This window comes from Herbaspirillum rhizosphaerae (assembly GCF_046025915.1).
GTDB lineage: Bacteria > Pseudomonadota > Gammaproteobacteria > Burkholderiales > Burkholderiaceae_D > Herbaspirillum > Herbaspirillum rhizosphaerae_A.
Map to the genome: position 1 here is coordinate 1 of NZ_JAQQFR010000023.1, position 20400 is coordinate 20400.

Consider the following 20400-nt stretch of genomic DNA (forward strand, 5'->3'; position numbering starts at 1 on the left):
ACAAACACGGCTGCAATTGCTTGCAGCCGTTTTTGTTTGGGTGACGCGAACCGGGCGGCGAACGATACGAATTAAACGACGATGGTCTGCGCTTCGCCTTCGGCGCGTGCGCGGATTTCACCGATGCGGAACACGGTCTCGCCGGCTGCCTTCAATTGCGCTTCGGCCGCGTCAGCATTTTCTTTCGAAACGATCACGGTCATGCCGATACCGCAGTTGAAGACGCGATGCATTTCAGCGTCAGCCACACCACCATGCTGCTGCAGCCAGGTGAACAGCGGCGGCATGGTCCAGGCTTTGCTGTCCAGCACGGCGGTCAGATTGTCTTGCAACACGCGTGGGATATTTTCGACCAGACCACCACCGGTGATGTGAACCATGCCCTTCACTTCCATCGACTCCATCAAGGCCAGCAGCGGCTTGACGTAGATGCGGGTTGGTTCGAGCAGCACATCTGCCAGCTTGCGGCCGTGGAAGTCAGCGTTCAGGTCTGGCTTGGCGACTTCCAGAATCTTGCGCACCAGCGAATAGCCGTTGGAGTGCGCGCCCGATGAAGCCAGGCCCAATACAACGTCGCCCGGGATGATCTTGGTGCCGTCGATCAGCTTGGATTTTTCCACTGCACCGACAGCGAAGCCGGCCAGATCGTATTCGCCGTCCGGATACATGCTCGGCATTTCAGCGGTTTCGCCGCCGATCAGTGCGCAACCGGCTTGCTCGCAACCCTTAGCGATACCCTTGATGACGTCGGTGGCGCTGGCCACATCCAGCTTGCCGCAGGCGAAGTAATCGAGGAAAAACAACGGCTCAGCACCCTGTACCAGGATGTCGTTGACGCTCATGGCAACCAGATCGATGCCGACGGTGTCGTGCTTGTTCAGATGAAAAGCCAGTTTCAGCTTGGTGCCAACGCCGTCGGTACCGGATACCAGCACCGGCTCTTTGAATTTCTTGCTGATTTCGAACAAGGCGCCGAAACCGCCAATGCCGCCCAGCACGCCTTCACGGGTTGTACGCTTGGCAAAAGGCTTGATTGCCTCGACCAAAGCGTCGCCTGCATCGATATCGACACCGGCGTCGCGGTAGGAAAGGGAAACATTGGATGATGAAGTCATGATGATATTGGCACTAGAGGCGGTAAAATAGAGGTCTGAAGCGTAGAGGAGTAAAACGGCCAGCAAGGCTGCTGAATTACTGCGTAAACCATGATTTTATCAAACCGATTCACCTAAAGCCCTATTTCCATGCCTTTTTCTTTAACGGATGAGCAAAAACAAAGCTTGTTGTGGCTCATTTTAGGGCTTTTATTGGTAGGCCTCCTGGTACTTCTGGGCCCCATGCTAACTCCCTTTGTCACCGCCGCCATCCTGGCGTATGCCCTTAATCCGGGTGTCGACTGGCTGGCCGGACGTCGTATCGGCCGTTTTCGCCTGCCGCGCGTGCTGGCGGTACTGATCATCATCCTGCTGCTGGTACTGGCCGTACTGGCCTTGATCCTCGTCGTGGTGCCGGTGCTGGTCAAGGAAATCCCCCTGCTGCAGCAGCAAATTCCGAACTTCCTCGACAAGCTCAATACCGCCGTAGCGCCGCGCCTGAGGGAATACGGCATTCACGTACGCCTGGACGTCACCGGTATCAAAAAGATCATGACCCAGCAGCTCGCCACCAGCGGCGACGAAATCTGGGCTTCGGTGCTGGCCTCGGTCAAGATCGGCGGCACCGCCTTGCTGGCATGGCTGGCCAATCTGTTGTTTATTCCGATGGTGTTGTTTTATTTGTTGCAAGACTGGCATCCTTTCATCGGACGCCTACGCGGCATGATCCCGCGCCGCTGGGTCGCCAAGATCAGCCACATGACGGAAGAAGTCGACGACCTGCTCGCACAGTATCTGCGCGGACAATTACTGGTGATGTTGATTCTTGCAGCCTATTATTCAATAGCGCTGGCCATCGCCGGTTTTGACATTGCGTTGCCGGTCGGCATTCTGACCGGCTTGCTGGTCTTCATTCCCTACGTCGGTTTCGGCCTCGGCCTGGTGCTGGCGCTGATCGCCGCCGTATTGCAATTCACCGGCCTGTACGGGCTGGTCGCCGTTGCCATCATTTATGGCATCGGCCAGGTGCTGGAAAGCTTCATCCTGACGCCGCAACTGGTGGGAGAGCGCATCGGCCTGCATCCGCTGGTCGTGATCTTCGCCTTGCTGGCGTTCGGGCAGTTATTCGGTTTTGTCGGCGTGCTGCTTGCCCTGCCTACCTCGGCCATCATTTCGGTGATGGTGCGGCACCTGCGCCAACATTACCTGAGCAGCAGTTTCTACAATAGCGAGACATGAGACAACTTCTGCTGGATTTGAGCGCGCAGCAGCCGCCGACTTTCGATACTTTTGTAACCGGCCAGAATGCAGAATTGCTGCAACGGTTACAGGCCATCGCGTCGGCGCAAGCGCAGCCGACATTAAACGACCGCTTTATCTACCTCTGGGGTGAAAACGGCGCGGGTAAAACGCATCTGCTGCACTCGCTGGCACATGCCAATATCGCCAGCCGCCTGATCTCCGCCGCTGAGGCTTTCGACAGCGTCTTCGACTACACACCTGACGTGCAATGCTATCTGCTCGACGATTGCGAACAGCTCTCGCCGGACTCGCAGATCGCGGCCTTCACACTGTTCAACAAGATCCGCGAATTCGGCGGTTATCTGATCAGCACCGGCACACAACCGCCGGCCCAATTGCAGGTACGCGAAGATTTGCGCACGAGGCTTGGCTGGGGCCTGATCTATCAATTGCACGGCCTGACCGACGACGAGAAGATCGCCGCGCTGACACAATCGGCGCAAGGCCGCGGCATGACCGTGTCGCCCGGCATCCTCTCTTATTTGCTGACCCACTACCGGCGCGACATGCCTTCCCTGTCGCGCATGCTCGACGCACTTGACCGCTATTCGCTGGAAACCAAGCGCCCCATCACCCTGCCGCTGCTGCGCGATCTATTACAACAGGAAGCTGAAGACGAAACGCTATGAATCTCGCCTTATTTGATCTCGACCACACCCTGATTCCCATCGACTCCGACCATGAGTGGGGCGAGTTTCTGGCCCGCACCGGCGCTATCGATGCCGCAGCCTTCCGCAAGGCCAACGACGAATGGTATGCGCACTATCAGGCAGGTACGCTGGATCCGGTGAAGTATCTGGAATTCGCCTTTGGCACGCTGTCCAAATTCCCGCGCAAGCAACTCGATGACTGGCATGTCCAGTTCATGGAAGAAGTCATCAAACCGGCCATGGTGCCTGCCGCTGTCGCCGTGGTGCAAAAACATCTGGATGCCGGCGACACCGTCGCCATCATCACCGCCACCAACAGCTTCGTCACCGAACCGATCGCCAAGCTCTTCAAGGTGCATCACCTGATCGCAGCGCTGCCGGAACTCGATGCCGAAGGCAACATCACCGGCCGCCTGCTGGGCACACCAACTTATGCTGAAGGCAAAGTGACGCACACGGAAGCCTGGCTCAAGACACTCGGCAAGACGATTGCCGATTACGAACAAAGCCATTTCTACAGCGATTCGCAAAACGATATCCCGCTGCTCTCGCGCGTCACACATCCGGTCGCCACCAACCCCAACGACAAGCTCAAGGCGCATGCGGTCGACAAAGGCTGGCCGATTCTGAATCTCTTCGACGCGCAATGATAAAAATCAAACTACAACGCAATGATTAAAAAGTTCATCCGCTCGATCCTCGGCAAGAACAAGAAGGACGCCTCCTCCACCGAGCCGACCATCCTCAGCCAGAAGCAACATGGCATCGACCTGCAATTGGTGTCGCCAAACGCTATCCGCGTCACGCAGACATTGCAGGAAGCCGGCTTCAAGGCCTTTATCGTCGGCGGCGCCGTGCGCGACCTGCTGCTTTCGGTCAAGCCCAAGGATTTCGACGTCGCTACCAACGCCACGCCGGAGCAGGTCAAGCAACTGTTCCGCCGCGCCTTCATCATCGGTCGCCGCTTCCAGATCGTGCACGTGATGTTCGGTCAGGAACTGATCGAGGTCACCACTTTCCGCGGCGCCTCCGCCGACATGGCGCCCAAGGATGAACACGGCCGCGTGCTGCGCGACAACACCTTCGGCGAGCAGCACGAAGATGCCGTACGACGCGACTTCACCATCAATGCGATGTACTACGATCCGGCCTCGCAAAGTGTGCTGGATTATCACGGCGGCATCGCCGACATCCGCGCCAAGACCTTGCGCATCATCGGCGAACCGGAAGCGCGCTATCGCGAAGATCCGGTGCGCATGCTGCGCGTGGTGCGCTTCGCCGCCAAGCTAAAATTCAATATCGATCCCGCCAGCAGTGCGCCGATCGCGGTCATGGCGCCGTTGATCGACAATGTGCCGGCGGCGCGCGTGTTCGACGAAATGCTCAAGCTGCTCATGAGCGGCCATGCCCTCGCCTGCTTGCAGCAGTTGCGCAAGCAAGGCCTGCATCACGGCTTGCTGCCACTGCTCGACGTCGTGCTGGAACAACCTCTCGGAGAAAAATTCGTCACGCTGGCGCTGGCCAATACGGATGCGCGCATCAAGCAAGGCAAGCCGGTCTCGCCGGGCTTCCTGTTCGCCTCGCTGTTGTGGCATCAGGTGCTGGAAAAATGGCGTGCGTATCAGGCGGCCGGTGAATACCCCATTCCGGCGCTACACCTCGCAGCCGACGACGTGCTCAATGCACAGACCGAAAAGCTCGCCCTGCAACGCAAGATTGCATCCGACATGCGCGATATCTGGGCCATGCAACCGCGCTTCGAACGCCGCACCGGCAAGGCACCGTACAAGCTGCTGGAGCATCTGCGACTGCGCGCCGGGTACGACTTCCTGTTGTTGCGTTGCGCATCGGGCGAAATCGATGCCGAGCTGGGTGACTGGTGGACAGCATTCATGGAAGGCGATGGCCCGGAACGTGAAGCCCTGCTCTCGCGCAAGCCCGCCAACTCCAGTAGCGCTGGCGCCAATCCCGGCGCAGGCCCGGTCGCAGGTGCAAGCGCTAATGCAGGCCCCGCCAAGAAACGCAAACGCCGTGGCGGCCGTAATCGCAGCAAAACTGGTGGTGGCGCCGACAAACCATCGAGCGACGGCGACGCATGATCCTGGCAATGCCTGAGAGCACGCCGACGATTGCCTACATCGGCATCGGCGGCAATCTCGGTGATGCCCGTGCAACGGTAGAAGATGCACTGCATCGGCTGGCACAACTGCCGGACACCGTTCTCTCCGCACAATCCCCTCTCTATCGCACGGCACCGGTTGATGCCGGCGGTGACGACTACGTCAACGCCGTCGCGCAACTGTCTACTTTGTTGGCCCCGCATGACTTGCTGAAGGCGTTGCAAGACATCGAGCAGGCGCATGGACGCCAACGCCCTTACCGCAACGCGCCACGCACGCTGGATCTGGATATCTTGCTCTATGGTGATCGGATCATTACCGACGATGTGTTAACTGTCCCGCATCCACGCATGACACAGCGCGCCTTCGTGCTAATTCCCTTGTTGGCCATCAACGCTGCAGCCACTATTCCAGGCGCCGGTGCTGCGCAAGATTTTCGCTCCGGTGTGGCGGATCAGCCAATTCATCCGATCAGCGATTGATCATCAGGCGCATCAAGAATCGACCTGATCAGACAGAATAACGTGAATGTTCCAGACGCACATCAGCCGTACATCTGAATTGAACGCAGTTTAATTCTCCGGCTTCGATCCTTCGTTCCCGGTCGCTGCATCATGCTGCGGACGCAGCTCTCCCAAACGGCGATGATGGCCTTTCAGCCAGATAGGCAACTCGCTGGGCAACATCGGCTTGGCAATCAGATAGCCCTGGCCCAACGTGCAACCTGAGTCTTGCAGCAAACGCCAGTCTTCGATGTTTTCAATTCCCTCTGCGACTGTCTCCAGTTCCAAACGTTTTGCCATGTCGAGTGCGGACTGCAGGATGACGCGCAAATTCTGGCGCGTGTGGGCACCGTGAACAAACGAGCGATCTATCTTCAACTCAGTGAAGGGAATCCGCGCGAGCTGCTGCATCGACGAAAAACCTGTACCGTAGTCGTCAATCGACAACCCGAATCCCTTGAGACGGAAACGCGCGAGCGTCCCCAGCGCACTTCCCAGATTCGCCACGACTGAACTTTCAGTGATTTCCAATACGATCTGCTCGGCCAGCAAGGCATGTCGCGCCAGCAGATCGGAGACCTTCTGCACAAAGCTCGGTATATCCAGCGACAGCGGCGACAAATTAACGGCGACCTTCAGCGACAAACCGCGTTCGTTCCACAATGCCGCCTGGGCCATGGCCTGTTCCAACATCGACAAAGTCAACTCATGGATCAGGCCGGAACTCTCGGCCAGCGGGATGAAATGGTTGGGAGGAATCATCCCGACTTGCGGATGTATCCATCGCGCGAGCGCCTCGACACCTTTCAGCATGCCGGTACGGATATCGACCTTGGGTTGATAGTAGGCGATGATTTCGTGATTGCGAATTGCCGTTTGTAAATCGATTTCACGCACGACCGGCAGTACTGAATCTTTTTCCTGCGACGCCAAACTATTCCCGTAAGAATTCAATGCACCGAGAATTTTTTCCTGATTTAGCGGCTTCTGCAATGCACCCAATATATGCATGCCAAGCGCTTCGATCATGGTCTCCACCGAAGCCAGCAAAGACCGCTCACGGCTGGAGGCGACAATCAGCGGAAAGTTGAGCTTACGCGATTGCAACTGCTGGATAAACTCAACGCCGTCCATGCCCGGCATTTCGAGATCAACGATCACCAGACTTGGTGGCAACCGCAGCAAGCCAAGCAGCTCCAGGGCTTCATGTCCGTCGCCTGCTTCATAGATCATCTCCACGCCAAGGTCGCGCATCAGGCCTACCGTATGCAAGCGCTGCAATGGGCTGTCGTCGACAATCAACAAGGTTTCTATTGGAAAAGGCGTCAATTTAGTAACCATATTTGTCAATCAGGGAAGAGATGTTTTCAAGAGAAACGACATCGCCCACACCACCGAGCAACACTGCTTCCTTCGGCATGCCATACACGACACAGCTATTTTCGTCCTGTGCATACGTCGCCGCACCGCAGTCGCGCATTTCCTTCAGACCACGCGCGCCGTCATCGCCCATGCCGGTCATGATGATGCCGACGGCATTCTTTCCGGCGGCTCTGGCCACGGAGCGAAACAGGACGTCCACCGATGGTTTGTGACGGCTGACAAGCGGGCCGCTGACCACCTCTACATAGTACTGCACACCATCCCGCCTGACCATCATGTGCGAACCACCGGGTGCAACTAAAGCACGCCCAGGCAACACAAGGTCGTGATGCTCGGCCTCCTTGACCTGGATACCGGAGAGGGAGTTGAGACGTTTTGCAAAACTCTGCGTGAACTTTTCCGGCATATGTTGCACGATGATCAGTCCGGGACTGCCTTCGCCAATGGAACTCAGTACCTTTTCCAGCGCCTGCGGGCCACCGGTCGAAGCACCCATGGCGACAATCCTCGCGGTCACCGGAATCAATCCATCGAGGTAGCCGGGCGGCTCCAGAATGGCGTCCGCGCTCAAGCGCCCGCCATCCATTTTCCCACCGGCCAACGTGTCTGCGCGCAGCAACTTTTCGAGGTCACTACCGACTTGATCGACGCTGCCGCTACTGCCGCTACTGCCGCTACTGCCACTACTGCCACTACTGCCACTACCGCCGCTGTTGCCACTACCACCACTACCTGCAGGTGAGCGTCGCAGACGCGCGTGTGATGCCGCACGTATCGCCGCAATCAAATCTTCCGAACTGTCCTGCAAAAAATCACGTATGCCCAGCGCGGGCTTGGTAATGATTCCCACGGCGCCGGCCGCCAATGCCTCCATCGTGACAGATGCACTGCGCTCGGCCAGGGATGAACAAATCACCACCGGCGTTGGCCTGATCGCCATGATCTGACGCAGAAAGGTAATGCCATCCATACGCGGCATCTCGATATCCAGAATGATGACGTCCGGCCAATTGGCGCGCATTTTTGCCATCGCAAAAATCGGATCCGGCGCCGTCGCGATTACACAGATATCGTGACATGGTTCAATCAGATCCTGAATCACCTGACGCACGACCGACGAATCGTCGACGATCATCACCTTGATAGTCATGATCGTCCCCTCCCCTGTGCAACGTCACTGCTCCGCTTCGGCAGCGTCGATGCCGCGACTTCACTGCGCTCTGCCGGCACTTTTTCCATATCGTGCATGACGCCATGCCCGCGCCGCACCCAGACGTCGCCATTGTTCAGATCGAAGCGTAAATAACGATAACCATCACCGGCGATGTCCTGCGCTGTGATGGGGATATTCTGACGCTGCAACATCTCCAGTGCGCAGTCGGCATTGGCCTGCCCTATGCGCACTTTGGATGCAGGTAATCCCAATACGTTACCGCCGCCAAAAACCTTGACGCGATAGTCGGCAACCTGCGTGTCGTGCTTACGCACCTCATTGAGCAGACGCACCAAGGCTTCGTCACCATAGCGTCCGTCCGGTTCGTCGTCCTTACCGCGTTCGCGATGCAGACGTCGTACCGGCAGAAGAAAATGACATAGCCCGCCCAGATGCCGGACCGGATGCCAAAACGTGATCGCCACGCACGAGCCCAGCAATGTCTCGACTTGCAGATCTCCCTGACCGAAATAGACTTCGCCCAGGTTGACAAAGACGCGTTCGCTCATACCGGTCTCCGGTAAATTGACGGCGCAAACATCTGCAGATCGAGCGGCATGCCGTGCAACGACTCCGAGTGTCCGACAACGAGCCAGCCACCCGGGCGTATCTTGCGAATGACGCTCTGGATCACGTCGACCTTGGTCGGAAAATCAAAATAGATGATGACGTTGCGTAGAAACACGACATCGAACTTCTCATCCATTTCCATTGGCAGGTTCAACAGGTTGCGCTGCTCGAAGGCAACCCGCTTGCGGATGCGCTGATCGATCAGGAAATGGCCCTCGTATTCGCCGGTGCCGCAAAGGCAATAACGCGACAGATACGGCTTCGGAATATGCTCGCCGCGCACCATCGGATACAAGGCACGACGCGCAAACGTCAGCACGCGCTGGCTGATGTCCGACGCGTGGATACTCCATGGATGGTGGGCGCGACAGTCGTCGAGCAGCATCGCAATGGAATAAGCTTCTTCGCCGGTGGAGCTGGCAGCACTCCAGATCTTCAGTTCGTTCCGGGCAGACATTTCCGGCAAGATATCGTTGCGCAAGGCATCGAAGTGCTTCTGCTCGCGAAAGAAATAAGTCTCGTTGGTGGTAATCAAATCAATCGCGCGCTGCCGCTCGGCCTCTTCTTGCGGCCGGGAAATCAGCGTGTAATATTCACGCAGATCAGACAGTCCGAGTTCCCCTAATCGGCGCGACAGACGGCTGCACAACAATGCCTTCTTCGAGAATGGCAGGTACAACCCGATGTAGTGCTTGAAGAGCTGCTGAAACAACAGCATCTCTTCATCACTGACATCCAGCGCCATCGACTCGATACTGGAATTCATCTACCGGCTCCCACAAATGACGTGCTGTACTTTCTGGAGACTGGCTGCGCCGGCAAGGCATCAGACCAGGACGGTTTCCATCACGTCATCAGTTGGCTGACGGCGCATTCAGTTCTTCAAGGGCCGCCATTCCCATCAGCGTCGACAACTCGTTCACTGACAGTACGGCACCGACATCCAGCACGACCACGAAACGATCCTTGATGTTGATCATACCTTCGATGAAATCAGCACGCAGCCGGGCGCCGAAGCTCAGTGGCGGCTCCACCTTGTCGTTCTCAACGGTGAGAACCGCGCGCACTGCGTCAACCATCACACCAAACAGCATGATCTGCTCGTCCTGTACTACCTCCATGATGACGATACACGTGCGCTTGGCGATCGGCGTCTGTGCACGGCCAAAGCGCACAGACAAATCAATCACAGGCACCACCGCGCCACGCAGATTAATCACGCCACGCAAAAAATTCGGCATCAGCGGCACTTCGGTGAGAGCGCAAAATTCGATAATTTCGCGAATATCTCCGATAGGCATGGCAAACATTTCGTCGCCCAGCAAAAACGTCAAAAACTGACGGCTCTGCACCACCTCCTGCTGTTGTGACCGGCTAAACGACGACTCACCGTTGAGCGATAAACTGGGCATACCCGTACTCCTCAAACATCTGACAACACCGATTTCTTGACATGGTCGCCGGCACCATCAACCGTGCGAGGAAAATATTTTCCCTCGATCAGCGTCTGCACCGGCACTTCCTGAACCAACTCATCGGCAGCTTCCACAAGCGAAAAATAACGCATCATGTCGCGCAGCTGATGCGCCTGATCACTCATTTCTTCGGACGTCGCAGACAACTCTTCCGAGGCGACGGCATTCAACTGGATTGCTTGCGTAATCTGACCGATGGCGCTATGGATTTGAACCAGACTGGAATTCTGATCGCGCGCCGATAGCGAGATGCCGTCAACCAGATCGGCAGTTTGCTGAATCGACGGCAGCATGCTTTCCAACAGCTTGCCGGCTTTTTCTGCGAGATAGACGCTGCGCTCCGACACTTCGACGATCTCCTGCGCAGCGACTTGTGATCGTTCAGCCAGCTTGCGTACTTCGCTGGCGACCACCGCAAATCCCTTGCCATTCTCGCCGGCGCGGGCAGCCTCAATTGCGGCATTCAGCGCCAGAAGATTCGTTTGATAAGCAATGTCATCAATAACACTGATCCTGGCCGCGATCTCACGCATTGCATCCAAGGTCTCGCGTACGGCTTCTCGGCCTGCGGCTGCGGTGCGTGCCGCCTCGCCGGCGATTTCATTGGTGAGGTTGGCATTAGCGGTATTAACACCGACCGTGTTGGCTATCTGACCAATGGCACTACTGGCCTCTTCAGAATCCGCAGCCTGTTGCGATGAATTATTACTGAGTTGCTCAGCGGCAGCCGTTAGTTGGCCCGCAGCCGACGCCAGCGTGACGCTCGCCGTCTTCACATCACCCAATACTTCCGTCAGCCTGTCTAGCATTCTGCGTGCGCTGTCGAGCACGCTGCCTTTACGCACTTTTTCGGAGTTGAACTGAATGGCAAGATCGCCGTTGGCAATTTTTCGCAATACCCGCATCACTTCTTTCGGATCGCCGCCTATTTGCTGGAGGAAGGAACGGCGTGTGTACCAGCCCAGAAAAAAAGCCGTCAGCAAAGCCAGCCCGATGACCCCAAGGCTGCGTTCCAGATTTTGTTTTTCCAGTCCGCTTGCCTTTTCTTTATTGGCCGTCGCCTGCCGTACGTTTTCGTCAATCAATGCGTCCAATTGAACGTGCATGTTATTCAGCTCTTTCCTGATGGCTTCGGGATCCCCTTTGCTGTCATCGTCACGCAGCAAATAGTCGCGCCTCAGCTCTATCTGCGTGACGTACAAAGCAAAGACCTGATCCGTTCGCGCCTGCAGAGATCGCTCCAGTTCGCTCAATACTGTCGTCGACTTGTAGCCGGCATAGGACTTCTTGAGTTCCTCAAGTTTGAATCGCAAGGTATCGGCAATTCGCTTACGCTCGACGTGCTGATCCGATTTTTCCATTGCCAGCACGGCGTTGGCAATCTCGAAAGTGAGTTTATTAGTCTGGCTCAAATTGACGATAGTCAGAAGATTCGAGGTGTAGATCTGCTGCAGCATGCCGTTGACACGAAACAAATTGAAAATACCGTCCGCACCGACGGCCGCCGTCAACAGCGCAGCAAAAACAAAACTGACGGCAAGCTTGCTGGATAACTTCATCACCACACCTCTTTCGCGTCATGCATCATGCGTCACCCTGCCAGGGTCATGGAATCAAAAACGCTTGAACGAGGATTCATCCACTGGATCATCGCCGCCATCCAACATCGAGATACGGCTTGGCTTGACGAACTTGGTGCTGATAGCCGGTGGTTCATTGACCATCTTTCCCGGCTTGCCGTCTGCTTTTTTCTGAGGTACACGCTTTTCTTCTCCGACCTGGAAGAACAAGATCAGCTCTTGCAATTGCATGGCCTGTGCACTCATTTCTTCAGAGGTGGAAGACAGCTCTTCAGATGCCGATGCGGTCATCTGCGTAGTCTGCGCCATCTGATGCACTGCATTATTGATTTGCTCCAGGCCGGCGGATTGCTCGCGTGAAGCGGCAGAAATCTCCTGCACCAGATCGGCGGTGCGCCGGATCGACGGCACCATCTGGTCGAGCAGACCACCCGCTTTCTCCGCCAGCATCACACTGTTTTCCGCTACCGCGATGATCTCCTGTGCAGCAGTCTGCGAGCGCTCGGCCAGCTTGCGCACTTCCGCAGCAACAACAGCAAATCCCTTGCCGTGTTCACCGGCGCGCGCCGCTTCAATCGCAGCGTTCAACGCCAGCAAGTTGGTTTGATAAGCAATGTCGTCGATGATGCCGATCTTGCCGGCAATCTGCTTCATTGCCTGTACGGTTTCGCGCACCACCTCGCCACCCTCGGCCGCCGAATTAGCGGACTTGCTGGCGATATTGTCGGTCACACGTGCATTTTCGGCGTTCTGGGCGATGGTCGCCGTGATCTCTTCCACCGAAGCGCTAGTCTCTTCCACATTCGACGCCTGTTGCGATGCGTTTTTGCTCAAGGCCTGCGACGATGCCGATATCTGCTCGGATGCGGATGCCAAGGAACTTGCCGTGCCGCTGACATCACCGATCACAGCAGTCCATTTGGCAACCATTTGCTGTGTGCTGTGCAAAACACTGCCGGTATCTCTCGGAGAAACCGGTACTTTGACGGTGAGATCTCCTTCCGCTATCTTGCGCAACACCATCATGGCGTCTTTAGGTTCGCCCCCCAGTTGAGAGCGAATGACCCGGTACGTGAAGAACAGGCATACCAGCAACAGCAACATGGATGCGCTCAGCAGCGAAAAAATCACCAGTTCCAATTCCGAATAACGTGCTTGCGCAAGGTTCACGCGCTTTTGCGTGCGCTCGTCGACCATCCGCAGGAAATCGTTGATCGGCACCATGATGCGTCCCACCATAGAGCGATAGTTCTGGTCGAACATCAATTCTTGAGCCATTGCCTGATTGGGAGCGCCGGTCACCGTGAAATTCCCAGCCCCGTCATCGAACTGCCCCTTGACGGCATTGAAGGCGGTAATCTCAATTTTTGTCAGCGCGTCCGAACTGCTTTTCGCCTCTTGCATCTTCGCCAGCTCAGCACCCGTGAATCCTGCTTTTCTCATCAGTTCAATGAGAGGAATCGCCGGATCAACCGGCGTGTTACTAAATTGCTTGGCGTTGATCAGATCAAGATTGAAGCGCTCATAATTTTTTGGACGTGGGCGCTTGCCGTTGAGAATGTCGAGCACGATGTAGTAACGCTCTTCATCATTGGGATCACCGGTCGTGACATAAGCGCGCCCGAACTTGGTCAAGTCCTCTGAATTGCGGCGCATTTCATTGGCCAGCGCAAACGAGTAATAGCGCGATTCATGCGCCTGATCGAGATTGCTGTTGGCTTCCTTGAGCGCGCGCGTCGCGCTGACGATCGATCCCATCAACACGGCCAGCACGATAACCAGCCAGATAAAAAGCTGTCGGATGCTCATTCGTTGCGTCAATCTGTTCTGCATGACAACTCCCTTGTTTCCCATTACGTCTTCTTCTGACACCGGCAGGGAAGATTTCCCTACCGTATGCGATTTATTCCGATTGAATTCATTTCAATTCAACTTGCTTCGTCACGTTCAGTGACGTTCGTCGTACTCCACCCTGCTTTCAGATCGGCGAATGCCAGCCTGCTCCATTTGTCCGGTGTGTGCGATCAGATGCGGCACATCGAGAATCAGGGCCACACGCCCATCGCCAAGAATGGTAGACCCGCTCAATCCCTTGACCTTGCTGAACAATTTTCCCAGCGGCTTAATTACCGCCTGGCATTCACCGAGAAGATTGTCGACCAGCAACCCTGCACGCATCTGCCCGTACTGAACGATGACCAGACTCTTGCGAGGCGATTCCTTGTACGGCAGATCGAATAGCTCGCGCAACGGAATAAACGGTAATGGTTCACCACGCAAGGTCACGACATTTTCATGCACCTGATGAGCCGACAGGTTGATGCATTCCACCACCAGATCCAGAGGAATGACAAAGACCGCGCCCCCCACGATGACCTGAAAGCCGGCGATGATGGCGAGTGTCAACGGCAAACGGATGCGCACCATCGTGCCCTGTCCCGGATTGCTGAAAATATCGACCTCGCCATGCAGGGAATCGATGTTGCGTTTGACAACGTCCATACCGACACCACGCCCGGACAAGGCGGTCACTTGTTCCGCGGTGGAAAATCCCGGCTCGAAAATCAGGCGAAAAATATCCTTGTCCGACAAATTCACATCGCTGGAAATCAGACCTTGTTGCATTGCCTTGCGCAGGATGCGCTCCTTGTCGAGACCACGTCCGTCGTCAAATACTTCGATGACCACACTGCCCGATTCATGGGTCGCGTTGAGGCGCAAAACGCCGGACTCCGGTTTGCCGGCAGCGCGCCGGATTTCTGCAGCCTCAATGCCATGATCCATGGCATTGCGCACGATGTGCATCAAGGGATCAGAAATCTTCTCGACCATCGACTTGTCGAGTTCGGTGTCTGCACCGGTGACGATCAATTCAATTTCCTTGCCTAGTTCGCGCGAGATGTCGCGTACCACGCGTGGAAAGCGCTGAAACACTTCATTGATTTGCACCATGCGCAAGGTCAACGCTGCATCCCGGATCTGTTCGACCAATCCGGAAATAAGCTGCGTCGCCTCTTCGAATCGCTGATCTTTTTTGCGCTTGGCGACCAGACTGGCACCAGCGCCAGCGATCACAAGCTCGCCGACAAGATCAATCAACTGATCGAGTTTGGAGACTTCAATTTTGATGAATTTCTGTTCCTGGCCCCTTTTATCTTCGCCGGATTTCAAACGCCCCGGAGAACTGCCGCCAGGCGCGGCGTGCGGCGCCAGTTCAAACGTACCGGTCTTCGCACTAGCGGCAGGCGCCGTCGCGTTCTCTCCGGATACCGTACCACCGCACGATGTCGATTCATTGCGCAGGGCGGCATATTCAGCCTCGGTCAATGCCATCGATTGCAGCAATAGCTGTGCGAGGTGAGCGCACTCCGGCATGCTCGCCAGCCATTGCCGATAGTTATTCAACGGACAGTGCGGAGCAAGTATCGTGATCTCGCTGTCTTCACGCACGAATTCGAAAACGCCTTCAATCGCGTTGCGATCAGCAGTGCTGTCGAAACCGATTTCAAATCCGAGATAACAACGCTCCGGATCCATCTCATCAGCCGTCGGTATGGTGTACTCGATGGTGTGCGCATAAACGTTGCGACCCATCGTCATCAGATAGCGTAAAAACGACAGCGGATCAAGGCCATCCTGCAACACATCTGGACTGAACCGCAAGGACAGATGCCAATAAGGATTGGACACCGCGCCGTCGCTGCCAGTGCCGTTGCCATTCCCATTGCGCCCGGCATTCTGCGCCACTTCTGCCATCGCTGTGGCGGCGGCCGTCACGGCGGCCACGGTCTCGGTCAGGCCGGTGGTATCGACAACAGGTGCATTGGCATTCTCCGTTTCAATGACCGCGATGCGCGCCAGATGGTCATTCAGTGCGGTTTCCAGCTCCGTACGACGCGCCAGATCCGGCTCCTGATCTTCTTTCGATTGTTCGATTGCATCGACAAGATCGCCCATGTAGTCGCCGCAATTGAGCAGCAGGGACATCATGTCATCATCCAGCTTCAGGATGCCGTTGCGTACTTTATCAAGGACGTTTTCCAGCACATGCGTAAAGCTGACAATGCTGTCAAAGGCAAACAGTCCTGCCGATCCCTTGATGGTGTGTGCGGCGCGGAAGATCGCATTGATCGCATCCTTGCTGGGACCGTCGCTGTCGATCTGCAGCAAGGCAGCCTCCATGGCGACGAGCAGTTCTCGCGCTTCCTGCACCAGCGCATCGCGGGCGGCATCTTTTTTCATGCGAGTCCCTGAATGGATGGTTGAGTATCGAAGGTATCTTGTAGATGCAGCATATCGATTACGCTTTGCACCGCGGGACTGATTCCGTTGAAGAATAATTGCTTGTATTGCAGTGCTGCTTCACGTTTCATCAGCAGCAGTAATTGCAGTCCGGTCGTATCGATTTCATCGACGCCGCTCAGGTCCACCTCCAGCACATCATCGGCGGCATCGACTACGCCAAGCAGTTGCGGCTTGTACTCGGCCGCCTGGAAAATGGTAAAGCCGCCATTCACCAGGAGTCGTAAGTGTCCGTCGCATGTGCTTTGCGTCAAGGGCATTGTCTCGTTCCTTAAGGGGATACCAGCTTGGCCACTGCTTCGAGCAGCACCGGCGGCAGAAAGGGCTTGTGCACCCACGCGCGTACGCCGATCGCCTTGCCTTCCTGCTTGCGCGAGTCACCGCTCTCGGTGGTCAGCATCAATACCGGTGTGAATTTGTAGTTCGGGTTTTGCTTGAGCTCGCGTACAAAACTCAGGCCGTCAAGATTCGGCATGTTGACGTCGGAAATCACCAGATTGTATTTGCGGCCGTCGAGTTTATTGAGCGCGTCACGGCCATCGATGGCTTCGACCACGTCGTAACCTGCGGCCTTCAATGCCATGCTGATGGTCTGACGCAGGCTGAACGAATCATCGACGATCAAAATAGTCTTCGAACTCATTTCAGCGCTCCCCGCCGAAATATCGCGCCGACGTGCACTGGTAGCTGCAGCTGTGATCGTTTTTGGAAATCAGTTCTTGCATGCATGTCACCCTCTTAGAAGAAATCAACTTGCGATTGCATTGATTTTTCGGCCTGTTGGCCTGCGTGTATCTGGCGTTGCTCTTGCGTGGTATAGGTCTTCTCGAGGTCGGCCAGCCACGCCGCGCGGTCAGGCAAGGCCTGCGTTTGTTCAACCAGTCCCACCAGCTTGACCATGTCGAGTTGCACATGGTCGAGAATCTGGCTGATGCGATCCTGAAATTGCAGATTGACGAGGATGTCGCAAACTTCCTGATCGACTTCACGGTTCTCTTCTTCCAATTGGCCGACGGTACCACTCAGCTTGAGCGCAGACTCGCGAAAATCAGCGATGACGGTAGCGATGACAACGCGCGAATCGTCCATCATGCGCGTGGCGTCATTGTCGAGCTGATTAGCCGATACCAGCGCGGTTTGTATCTGCTGCTGCACGCTTTTAGTCTTGCTGATGATTTTCTGCCCCGCCTCCGCAGAACGTGCGGCGAGTTCTGTCCAGCTTTGCTCGTCGGAGAACAAATCCGTGACACCGGTACGGCCGGCGATCTGCTCGACTTCCTGCGCCAGTTGACGAATATCGTCGTTGTGCTGACCCAGCGTCTCGATCTTGCGCAGCAGACCGTCACGCGTGGACAAGACTTGTTCCAGTGCTTCGGCGATGCCGCCAAGTTGCTGCGCCGCTTTTTGGATGACTTGCAGCACGTCGCCATTCTTGCCGCCTTCGGCGAGGCTCACTGCACCGCCAAGGCGCTGATGAATTCCGACGAAGCGCTGTGTCAATTTGTCGATCGCGTCCTGCGTTTGCGAGCGGGCCAGTTGCACGTTGCTGCGCCAGACAGGGACAACGCCTTGCAACAACTCCGGCGACACCACGTATGCCGCCGGAGTCTTGTCTGCAATAGCGTCGTCGCTCTGGGCGGGCGCAGCGGCCGTCATTGCAGTAGTAAACGAAGCGGCCCCCATAGATACACCAGCTTCCGCCGAGTCGTCTTTCCCGGTCAGCGCCCATGCCGCAGCAGCGATGAGCAGCCCGGCGATCAAGCCTTGCCACCATCTCGGCGCCAATAAAGCCAGCAAAAGCGCATTGATCCCCCAGATCAATAACACGGCTTGGTATTTCGACTTCACGGTATCCCAATCAGAATGTTGGATTTTTAACAGCCACGATGAATCTGGCCTCCCAGCACAGATCCACATGCATTAACGGCAACTATTCCCCGGTTTTTTATACATTCATCACGATTTATTCTTTACTGCAGATTGCAATGTGGCAACATGATGCCGACCATCTCTTGAAAATGAAGACAGATACAGAGTTAGACGCACGGGCTCTGCACATACTTCATCCATTTTTATTGATCCTTTATTCTGGGGTGCGAGTCTCTTGGTCTGTCGAGGGAATAGAGGCAGAATTCAGCTTGATTTATCAAAGTAAATTTTTCCACCAGGAAATATTCACTTCTCTTAACCAATAGACCTATGCAAATTCCTGTCGCATTTCAGACTGTCGGCTTGCTGGCGCTGTCCAATATTTTCATGACCATCGCTTGGTATGGTCACCTCAAAAGCCTTGCCTCCAAACCTTGGTGGATCGCTGCGCTGATCAGCTGGTCGATCGCGTTGTTCGAGTATCTGTTACAAGTACCTGCCAATCGTATCGGCTATACGCAGTTCAGCCTGGCACAGCTGAAGATCATGCCAGAAACCATCACGCTGACCGTGTTCGTTCGCTTTGCAATGATTTACATGAATCAGCAGTTCAAACCGGACTATGTCTGGGGCGGCGATATGCCTGGTAGGTGCGGTGTATTTCATCTTCCGCAGCTGACGCCGGCTGTAACGGTACATAGGACAGCACACACGGTGGACATTCTCTGACGTCTCGCTGACAGCGGCGCGTCAATCTCCTACAATGCGGGCTCACCATGTGGTGACCCTTGGCGCCAATTACCAATGGTGCCGATTGCAATTACCTGCCAAGAGCGAGAATGGATTTAGAAAGCTACAAATACATCGTCGTGGAAGGCCCTATTGGGGTCGGCAAGACGACCCTGACCCGCAAGCTGGCCGAGCATCTGGGTGCGCAGGCCGTGCTGGAACAGCCGCAGGAAAATCCTTTCCTGGAGAAGTTCTATCGCGATGCCGCGCGCTATGCCTTGCAGACACAGATGTTTTTCCTGTTCCAGCGCATTCAGCAATTGCAGGAGCTGGCGCAATCAGATCTTTTTCACACGCGTTTCGTCGGCGATTTTTTGCTGGAAAAAGATCCGCTGTTTGCACGTCTGACGCTGGCCGATGAAGAATTGAAACTTTACGAACAGCTTTATCAACACATGCGTCCACACGCCGTTCAGCCGGATCTGGTGATCTATCTGCAGGCCCCTGTGGAGACGCTGTTGGAACGCATCAAGAAGCGCGGCATTACGATGGAAGCATCGATCTCGCCCGATTACCTGCAGCGCCTGTGCGACAGTTACAGTCGCTTCTTTTACAACTACGATGCTGCGCCACTGCTGATCGTCAACAACGAGCACATGAACATGGCCGAGCGGGAAGAAGATTTCCAGCAGCTGTTGTCGCACATCATTGAAATGCGCGGCAAGCGCGCCTTTCTGAACCGAGGAGAATAATTTGGCAGCCTACCTGCAAGATGCACCCACACCCGCAGCGCGCAAGAAACCAGTCACTGTCCACACGCTGCAAGCAATGCGCGACAAAGGTGAAAAAATCAGCATGCTGACCTGTTACGATGCCAGCTTCTCAGCGCTGATGGATCGCAGCGGCGTTGATACCGTGCTCATCGGCGATTCACTCGGCATGGTCTGCCAGGGTCATCAATCCACACTGCCGGTGACGATCGGCGACATCGCGTATCACACCGCCAGCGTGGCGCGTGGCAACCAGACCATGCTAATCGTTGCGGACATGCCGTTCGGCACTTACGCCACGCCGGTGGCTGCCTTCGATAATGCCGTCAAACTAATGCAAGCAGGCGCGCACATGGTGAAACTGGAAGGCGGCGCTTGGCTCGCCGACACGATTCGCCTGCTGACCGAACGCGGCATTCCGGTCTGTGCACATCTTGGCTTGACGCCGCAGTCGGTGCATCAGATGGGCGGTTATAAAGTACAAGGCAAGACGCTGGAAGGCGCAGAGTTGCTGCATGCGGATGCCAAGGCCGTGCAAGCGGCAGGTGCATCGTTACTGGTTTTGGAAGCGATCCCGGCAACGCTGGGCGCCGAGGTGACGGCGCAATTACACATTCCCACCATCGGTATTGGCGCCGGTGTCGATTGCTCCGGCCAGGTGCTGGTGATGCATGACATGCTGGGCGTGTTCCCTGGGCATAAGGCAAAGTTCGTGAAGAACTTCATGGACGGTGCGGCCAGCGTGGAAGATGCGGTGCGCGCTTATGTCGCGGCAGTCCGCGATCAGAGTTTTCCGGCGGCAGAACATTGTTTCTAACCCGATTCCGATTCAGGAAGACG

Annotated in this window: 19 protein-coding genes and 1 pseudogene; 8 read left to right on the forward strand and 12 right to left on the reverse strand. The window is 55.9% G+C overall.

The genetic code is table 11. The annotated features are described in order from the left end of the window. Window positions 1-71: 71 nt before the first annotated feature. Window positions 72-1115: a phosphoribosylformylglycinamidine cyclo-ligase gene (gene purM / locus PQR63_RS23100; RefSeq protein ID WP_094565341.1), complete on the reverse strand. Its 1044-nt coding sequence runs from the start codon at window positions 1113-1115 to the stop codon at window positions 72-74. Between the two features lie 129 nt (window positions 1116-1244). Between purM and PQR63_RS23105 the strand changes: the two genes are divergently transcribed. The 5 genes from PQR63_RS23105 to folK are packed head-to-tail and all read left to right on the forward strand — an operon-like array spanning window position 1245 to window position 5648. Further along, the gene (locus PQR63_RS23105) at window positions 1245-2333 is read left to right on the forward strand and encodes an AI-2E family transporter (RefSeq protein ID WP_408170572.1); all 1089 of its coding nucleotides are present in this window, start codon (window positions 1245-1247) and stop codon (window positions 2331-2333) included. Next, window positions 2330-3025 (forward strand): DnaA regulatory inactivator Hda, encoded by a 696-nt coding sequence (gene hda / locus PQR63_RS23110; protein WP_408170574.1) that lies wholly within the window; start codon window positions 2330-2332, stop codon window positions 3023-3025. The genes PQR63_RS23105 and hda overlap by 4 nt, the downstream gene beginning before the upstream one ends. After that, window positions 3022-3696, forward strand: a complete 675-nt coding sequence (locus tag PQR63_RS23115) for a histidinol-phosphatase (protein ID WP_408170575.1) — start codon at window positions 3022-3024, stop codon at window positions 3694-3696. Before hda ends, PQR63_RS23115 begins: the two co-directional genes overlap by 4 nt. A 21-nt stretch (window positions 3697-3717) precedes the next feature. After that, window positions 3718-5145, forward strand: a complete 1428-nt coding sequence (pcnB, locus tag PQR63_RS23120; RefSeq protein WP_408170577.1) for a polynucleotide adenylyltransferase PcnB — start codon at window positions 3718-3720, stop codon at window positions 5143-5145. Then, window positions 5142-5648 carry a 2-amino-4-hydroxy-6-hydroxymethyldihydropteridine diphosphokinase gene (gene folK, locus PQR63_RS23125; RefSeq protein WP_408170579.1) on the forward strand — a complete coding sequence of 169 codons (507 nt, stop codon included), beginning with the start codon at window positions 5142-5144 and terminating at the stop codon, window positions 5646-5648. Before pcnB ends, folK begins: the two co-directional genes overlap by 4 nt. 90 nt (window positions 5649-5738) lie before the next feature. Here folK and PQR63_RS23130 read toward each other — a convergent pair whose 3' ends face one another. The 11 genes from PQR63_RS23130 to PQR63_RS23180 all read right to left on the reverse strand — a co-directional run bounded on the left by PQR63_RS23130 (window position 5739) and on the right by PQR63_RS23180 (window position 18040). Continuing rightward, entirely contained in the window at window positions 5739-7010 is a 1272-nt protein-coding gene (locus PQR63_RS23130) for an EAL domain-containing response regulator (RefSeq protein WP_408170580.1), read from the reverse strand. Further along, window positions 7000-8202 carry a protein-glutamate methylesterase/protein-glutamine glutaminase gene (locus PQR63_RS23135; RefSeq protein WP_408170582.1) on the reverse strand — a complete coding sequence of 401 codons (1203 nt, stop codon included), beginning with the start codon at window positions 8200-8202 and terminating at the stop codon, window positions 7000-7002. Before PQR63_RS23135 ends, PQR63_RS23130 begins: the two co-directional genes overlap by 11 nt. Next, a complete protein-coding gene (locus tag PQR63_RS23140; RefSeq protein ID WP_408170584.1) occupies window positions 8199-8774 on the reverse strand; it encodes a chemotaxis protein CheD in 576 nt (191 codons plus the stop codon). The genes PQR63_RS23135 and PQR63_RS23140 overlap by 4 nt, the downstream gene beginning before the upstream one ends. Then, complete coding sequence (locus tag PQR63_RS23145; RefSeq protein WP_408170586.1) at window positions 8771-9601, reverse strand: CheR family methyltransferase; 831 nt, start codon at window positions 9599-9601, stop codon at window positions 8771-8773. The genes PQR63_RS23140 and PQR63_RS23145 overlap by 4 nt, the downstream gene beginning before the upstream one ends. 88 nt (window positions 9602-9689) lie before the next feature. Beyond that, complete coding sequence (locus PQR63_RS23150) at window positions 9690-10247, reverse strand: chemotaxis protein CheW (protein ID WP_408170588.1); 558 nt, start codon at window positions 10245-10247, stop codon at window positions 9690-9692. Window positions 10248-10258: 11 nt separating this feature from the next. Beyond that, window positions 10259-11869: a methyl-accepting chemotaxis protein gene (locus tag PQR63_RS23155; RefSeq protein ID WP_408170590.1), complete on the reverse strand. Its 1611-nt coding sequence runs from the start codon at window positions 11867-11869 to the stop codon at window positions 10259-10261. 54 nt (window positions 11870-11923) lie between these two features. Further along, a complete protein-coding gene (locus PQR63_RS23160) occupies window positions 11924-13723 on the reverse strand; it encodes a methyl-accepting chemotaxis protein (protein WP_408170592.1) in 1800 nt (599 codons plus the stop codon). 114 nt (window positions 13724-13837) lie between these two features. After that, complete coding sequence (locus PQR63_RS23165; protein ID WP_408170594.1) at window positions 13838-16132, reverse strand: chemotaxis protein CheA; 2295 nt, start codon at window positions 16130-16132, stop codon at window positions 13838-13840. Beyond that, on the reverse strand, window positions 16129-16452 hold the full coding sequence (locus tag PQR63_RS23170) for an STAS domain-containing protein (protein ID WP_408170596.1): 324 nt from the start codon (window positions 16450-16452) through the stop codon (window positions 16129-16131). Before PQR63_RS23170 ends, PQR63_RS23165 begins: the two co-directional genes overlap by 4 nt. Before the next feature lie 11 nt (window positions 16453-16463). Beyond that, complete coding sequence (locus PQR63_RS23175; protein ID WP_408170598.1) at window positions 16464-16835, reverse strand: response regulator; 372 nt, start codon at window positions 16833-16835, stop codon at window positions 16464-16466. Between the two features lie 95 nt (window positions 16836-16930). Further along, on the reverse strand, window positions 16931-18040 hold the full coding sequence (locus PQR63_RS23180; RefSeq protein ID WP_408170599.1) for a chemotaxis protein: 1110 nt from the start codon (window positions 18038-18040) through the stop codon (window positions 16931-16933). Window positions 18041-18391: 351 nt separating this feature from the next. Between PQR63_RS23180 and PQR63_RS23185 the strand changes: the two are divergent. The 3 genes and pseudogenes from PQR63_RS23185 to panB all read left to right on the forward strand — a co-directional run bounded on the left by PQR63_RS23185 (window position 18392) and on the right by panB (window position 20377). Beyond that, window positions 18392-18740 (forward strand): annotated as a pseudogene (locus PQR63_RS23185) (DMT family protein). A 160-nt stretch (window positions 18741-18900) separates the two neighbouring features. After that, window positions 18901-19542, forward strand: a complete 642-nt coding sequence (locus PQR63_RS23190; protein WP_408170601.1) for a deoxynucleoside kinase — start codon at window positions 18901-18903, stop codon at window positions 19540-19542. 1 nt (window position 19543) lies between these two features. After that, window positions 19544-20377, forward strand: a complete 834-nt coding sequence (gene panB / locus PQR63_RS23195; protein WP_408170603.1) for a 3-methyl-2-oxobutanoate hydroxymethyltransferase — start codon at window positions 19544-19546, stop codon at window positions 20375-20377. The last annotated feature ends 23 nt before the right edge of the window (window positions 20378-20400 follow it).

What these genes read in the sequence shown, in the direction of transcription:
- purM (WP_094565341.1), bottom strand. Translation starts at nt 1,115, where the DNA reads ATGACTTCATCATCCAATGTTTCCCTTTCCTACCGCGACGCCGGTGTC.
- PQR63_RS23105 (WP_408170572.1), top strand. Translation starts at nt 1,245, where the DNA reads ATGCCTTTTTCTTTAACGGATGAGCAAAAACAAAGCTTGTTGTGGCTC.
- hda (WP_408170574.1), top strand. Translation starts at nt 2,330, where the DNA reads ATGAGACAACTTCTGCTGGATTTGAGCGCGCAGCAGCCGCCGACTTTC.
- PQR63_RS23115 (WP_408170575.1), top strand. Translation starts at nt 3,022, where the DNA reads ATGAATCTCGCCTTATTTGATCTCGACCACACCCTGATTCCCATCGAC.
- pcnB (WP_408170577.1), top strand. Translation starts at nt 3,718, where the DNA reads ATGATTAAAAAGTTCATCCGCTCGATCCTCGGCAAGAACAAGAAGGAC.
- folK (WP_408170579.1), top strand. Translation starts at nt 5,142, where the DNA reads ATGATCCTGGCAATGCCTGAGAGCACGCCGACGATTGCCTACATCGGC.
- PQR63_RS23130 (WP_408170580.1), bottom strand. Translation starts at nt 7,010, where the DNA reads ATGGTTACTAAATTGACGCCTTTTCCAATAGAAACCTTGTTGATTGTC.
- PQR63_RS23135 (WP_408170582.1), bottom strand. Translation starts at nt 8,202, where the DNA reads ATGACTATCAAGGTGATGATCGTCGACGATTCGTCGGTCGTGCGTCAG.
- PQR63_RS23140 (WP_408170584.1), bottom strand. Translation starts at nt 8,774, where the DNA reads ATGAGCGAACGCGTCTTTGTCAACCTGGGCGAAGTCTATTTCGGTCAG.
- PQR63_RS23145 (WP_408170586.1), bottom strand. Translation starts at nt 9,601, where the DNA reads ATGAATTCCAGTATCGAGTCGATGGCGCTGGATGTCAGTGATGAAGAG.
- PQR63_RS23150 (WP_408170588.1), bottom strand. Translation starts at nt 10,247, where the DNA reads ATGCCCAGTTTATCGCTCAACGGTGAGTCGTCGTTTAGCCGGTCACAA.
- PQR63_RS23155 (WP_408170590.1), bottom strand. Translation starts at nt 11,869, where the DNA reads ATGAAGTTATCCAGCAAGCTTGCCGTCAGTTTTGTTTTTGCTGCGCTG.
- PQR63_RS23160 (WP_408170592.1), bottom strand. Translation starts at nt 13,723, where the DNA reads ATGCAGAACAGATTGACGCAACGAATGAGCATCCGACAGCTTTTTATC.
- PQR63_RS23165 (WP_408170594.1), bottom strand. Translation starts at nt 16,132, where the DNA reads ATGAAAAAAGATGCCGCCCGCGATGCGCTGGTGCAGGAAGCGCGAGAA.
- PQR63_RS23170 (WP_408170596.1), bottom strand. Translation starts at nt 16,452, where the DNA reads ATGCCCTTGACGCAAAGCACATGCGACGGACACTTACGACTCCTGGTG.
- PQR63_RS23175 (WP_408170598.1), bottom strand. Translation starts at nt 16,835, where the DNA reads ATGAGTTCGAAGACTATTTTGATCGTCGATGATTCGTTCAGCCTGCGT.
- PQR63_RS23190 (WP_408170601.1), top strand. Translation starts at nt 18,901, where the DNA reads ATGGATTTAGAAAGCTACAAATACATCGTCGTGGAAGGCCCTATTGGG.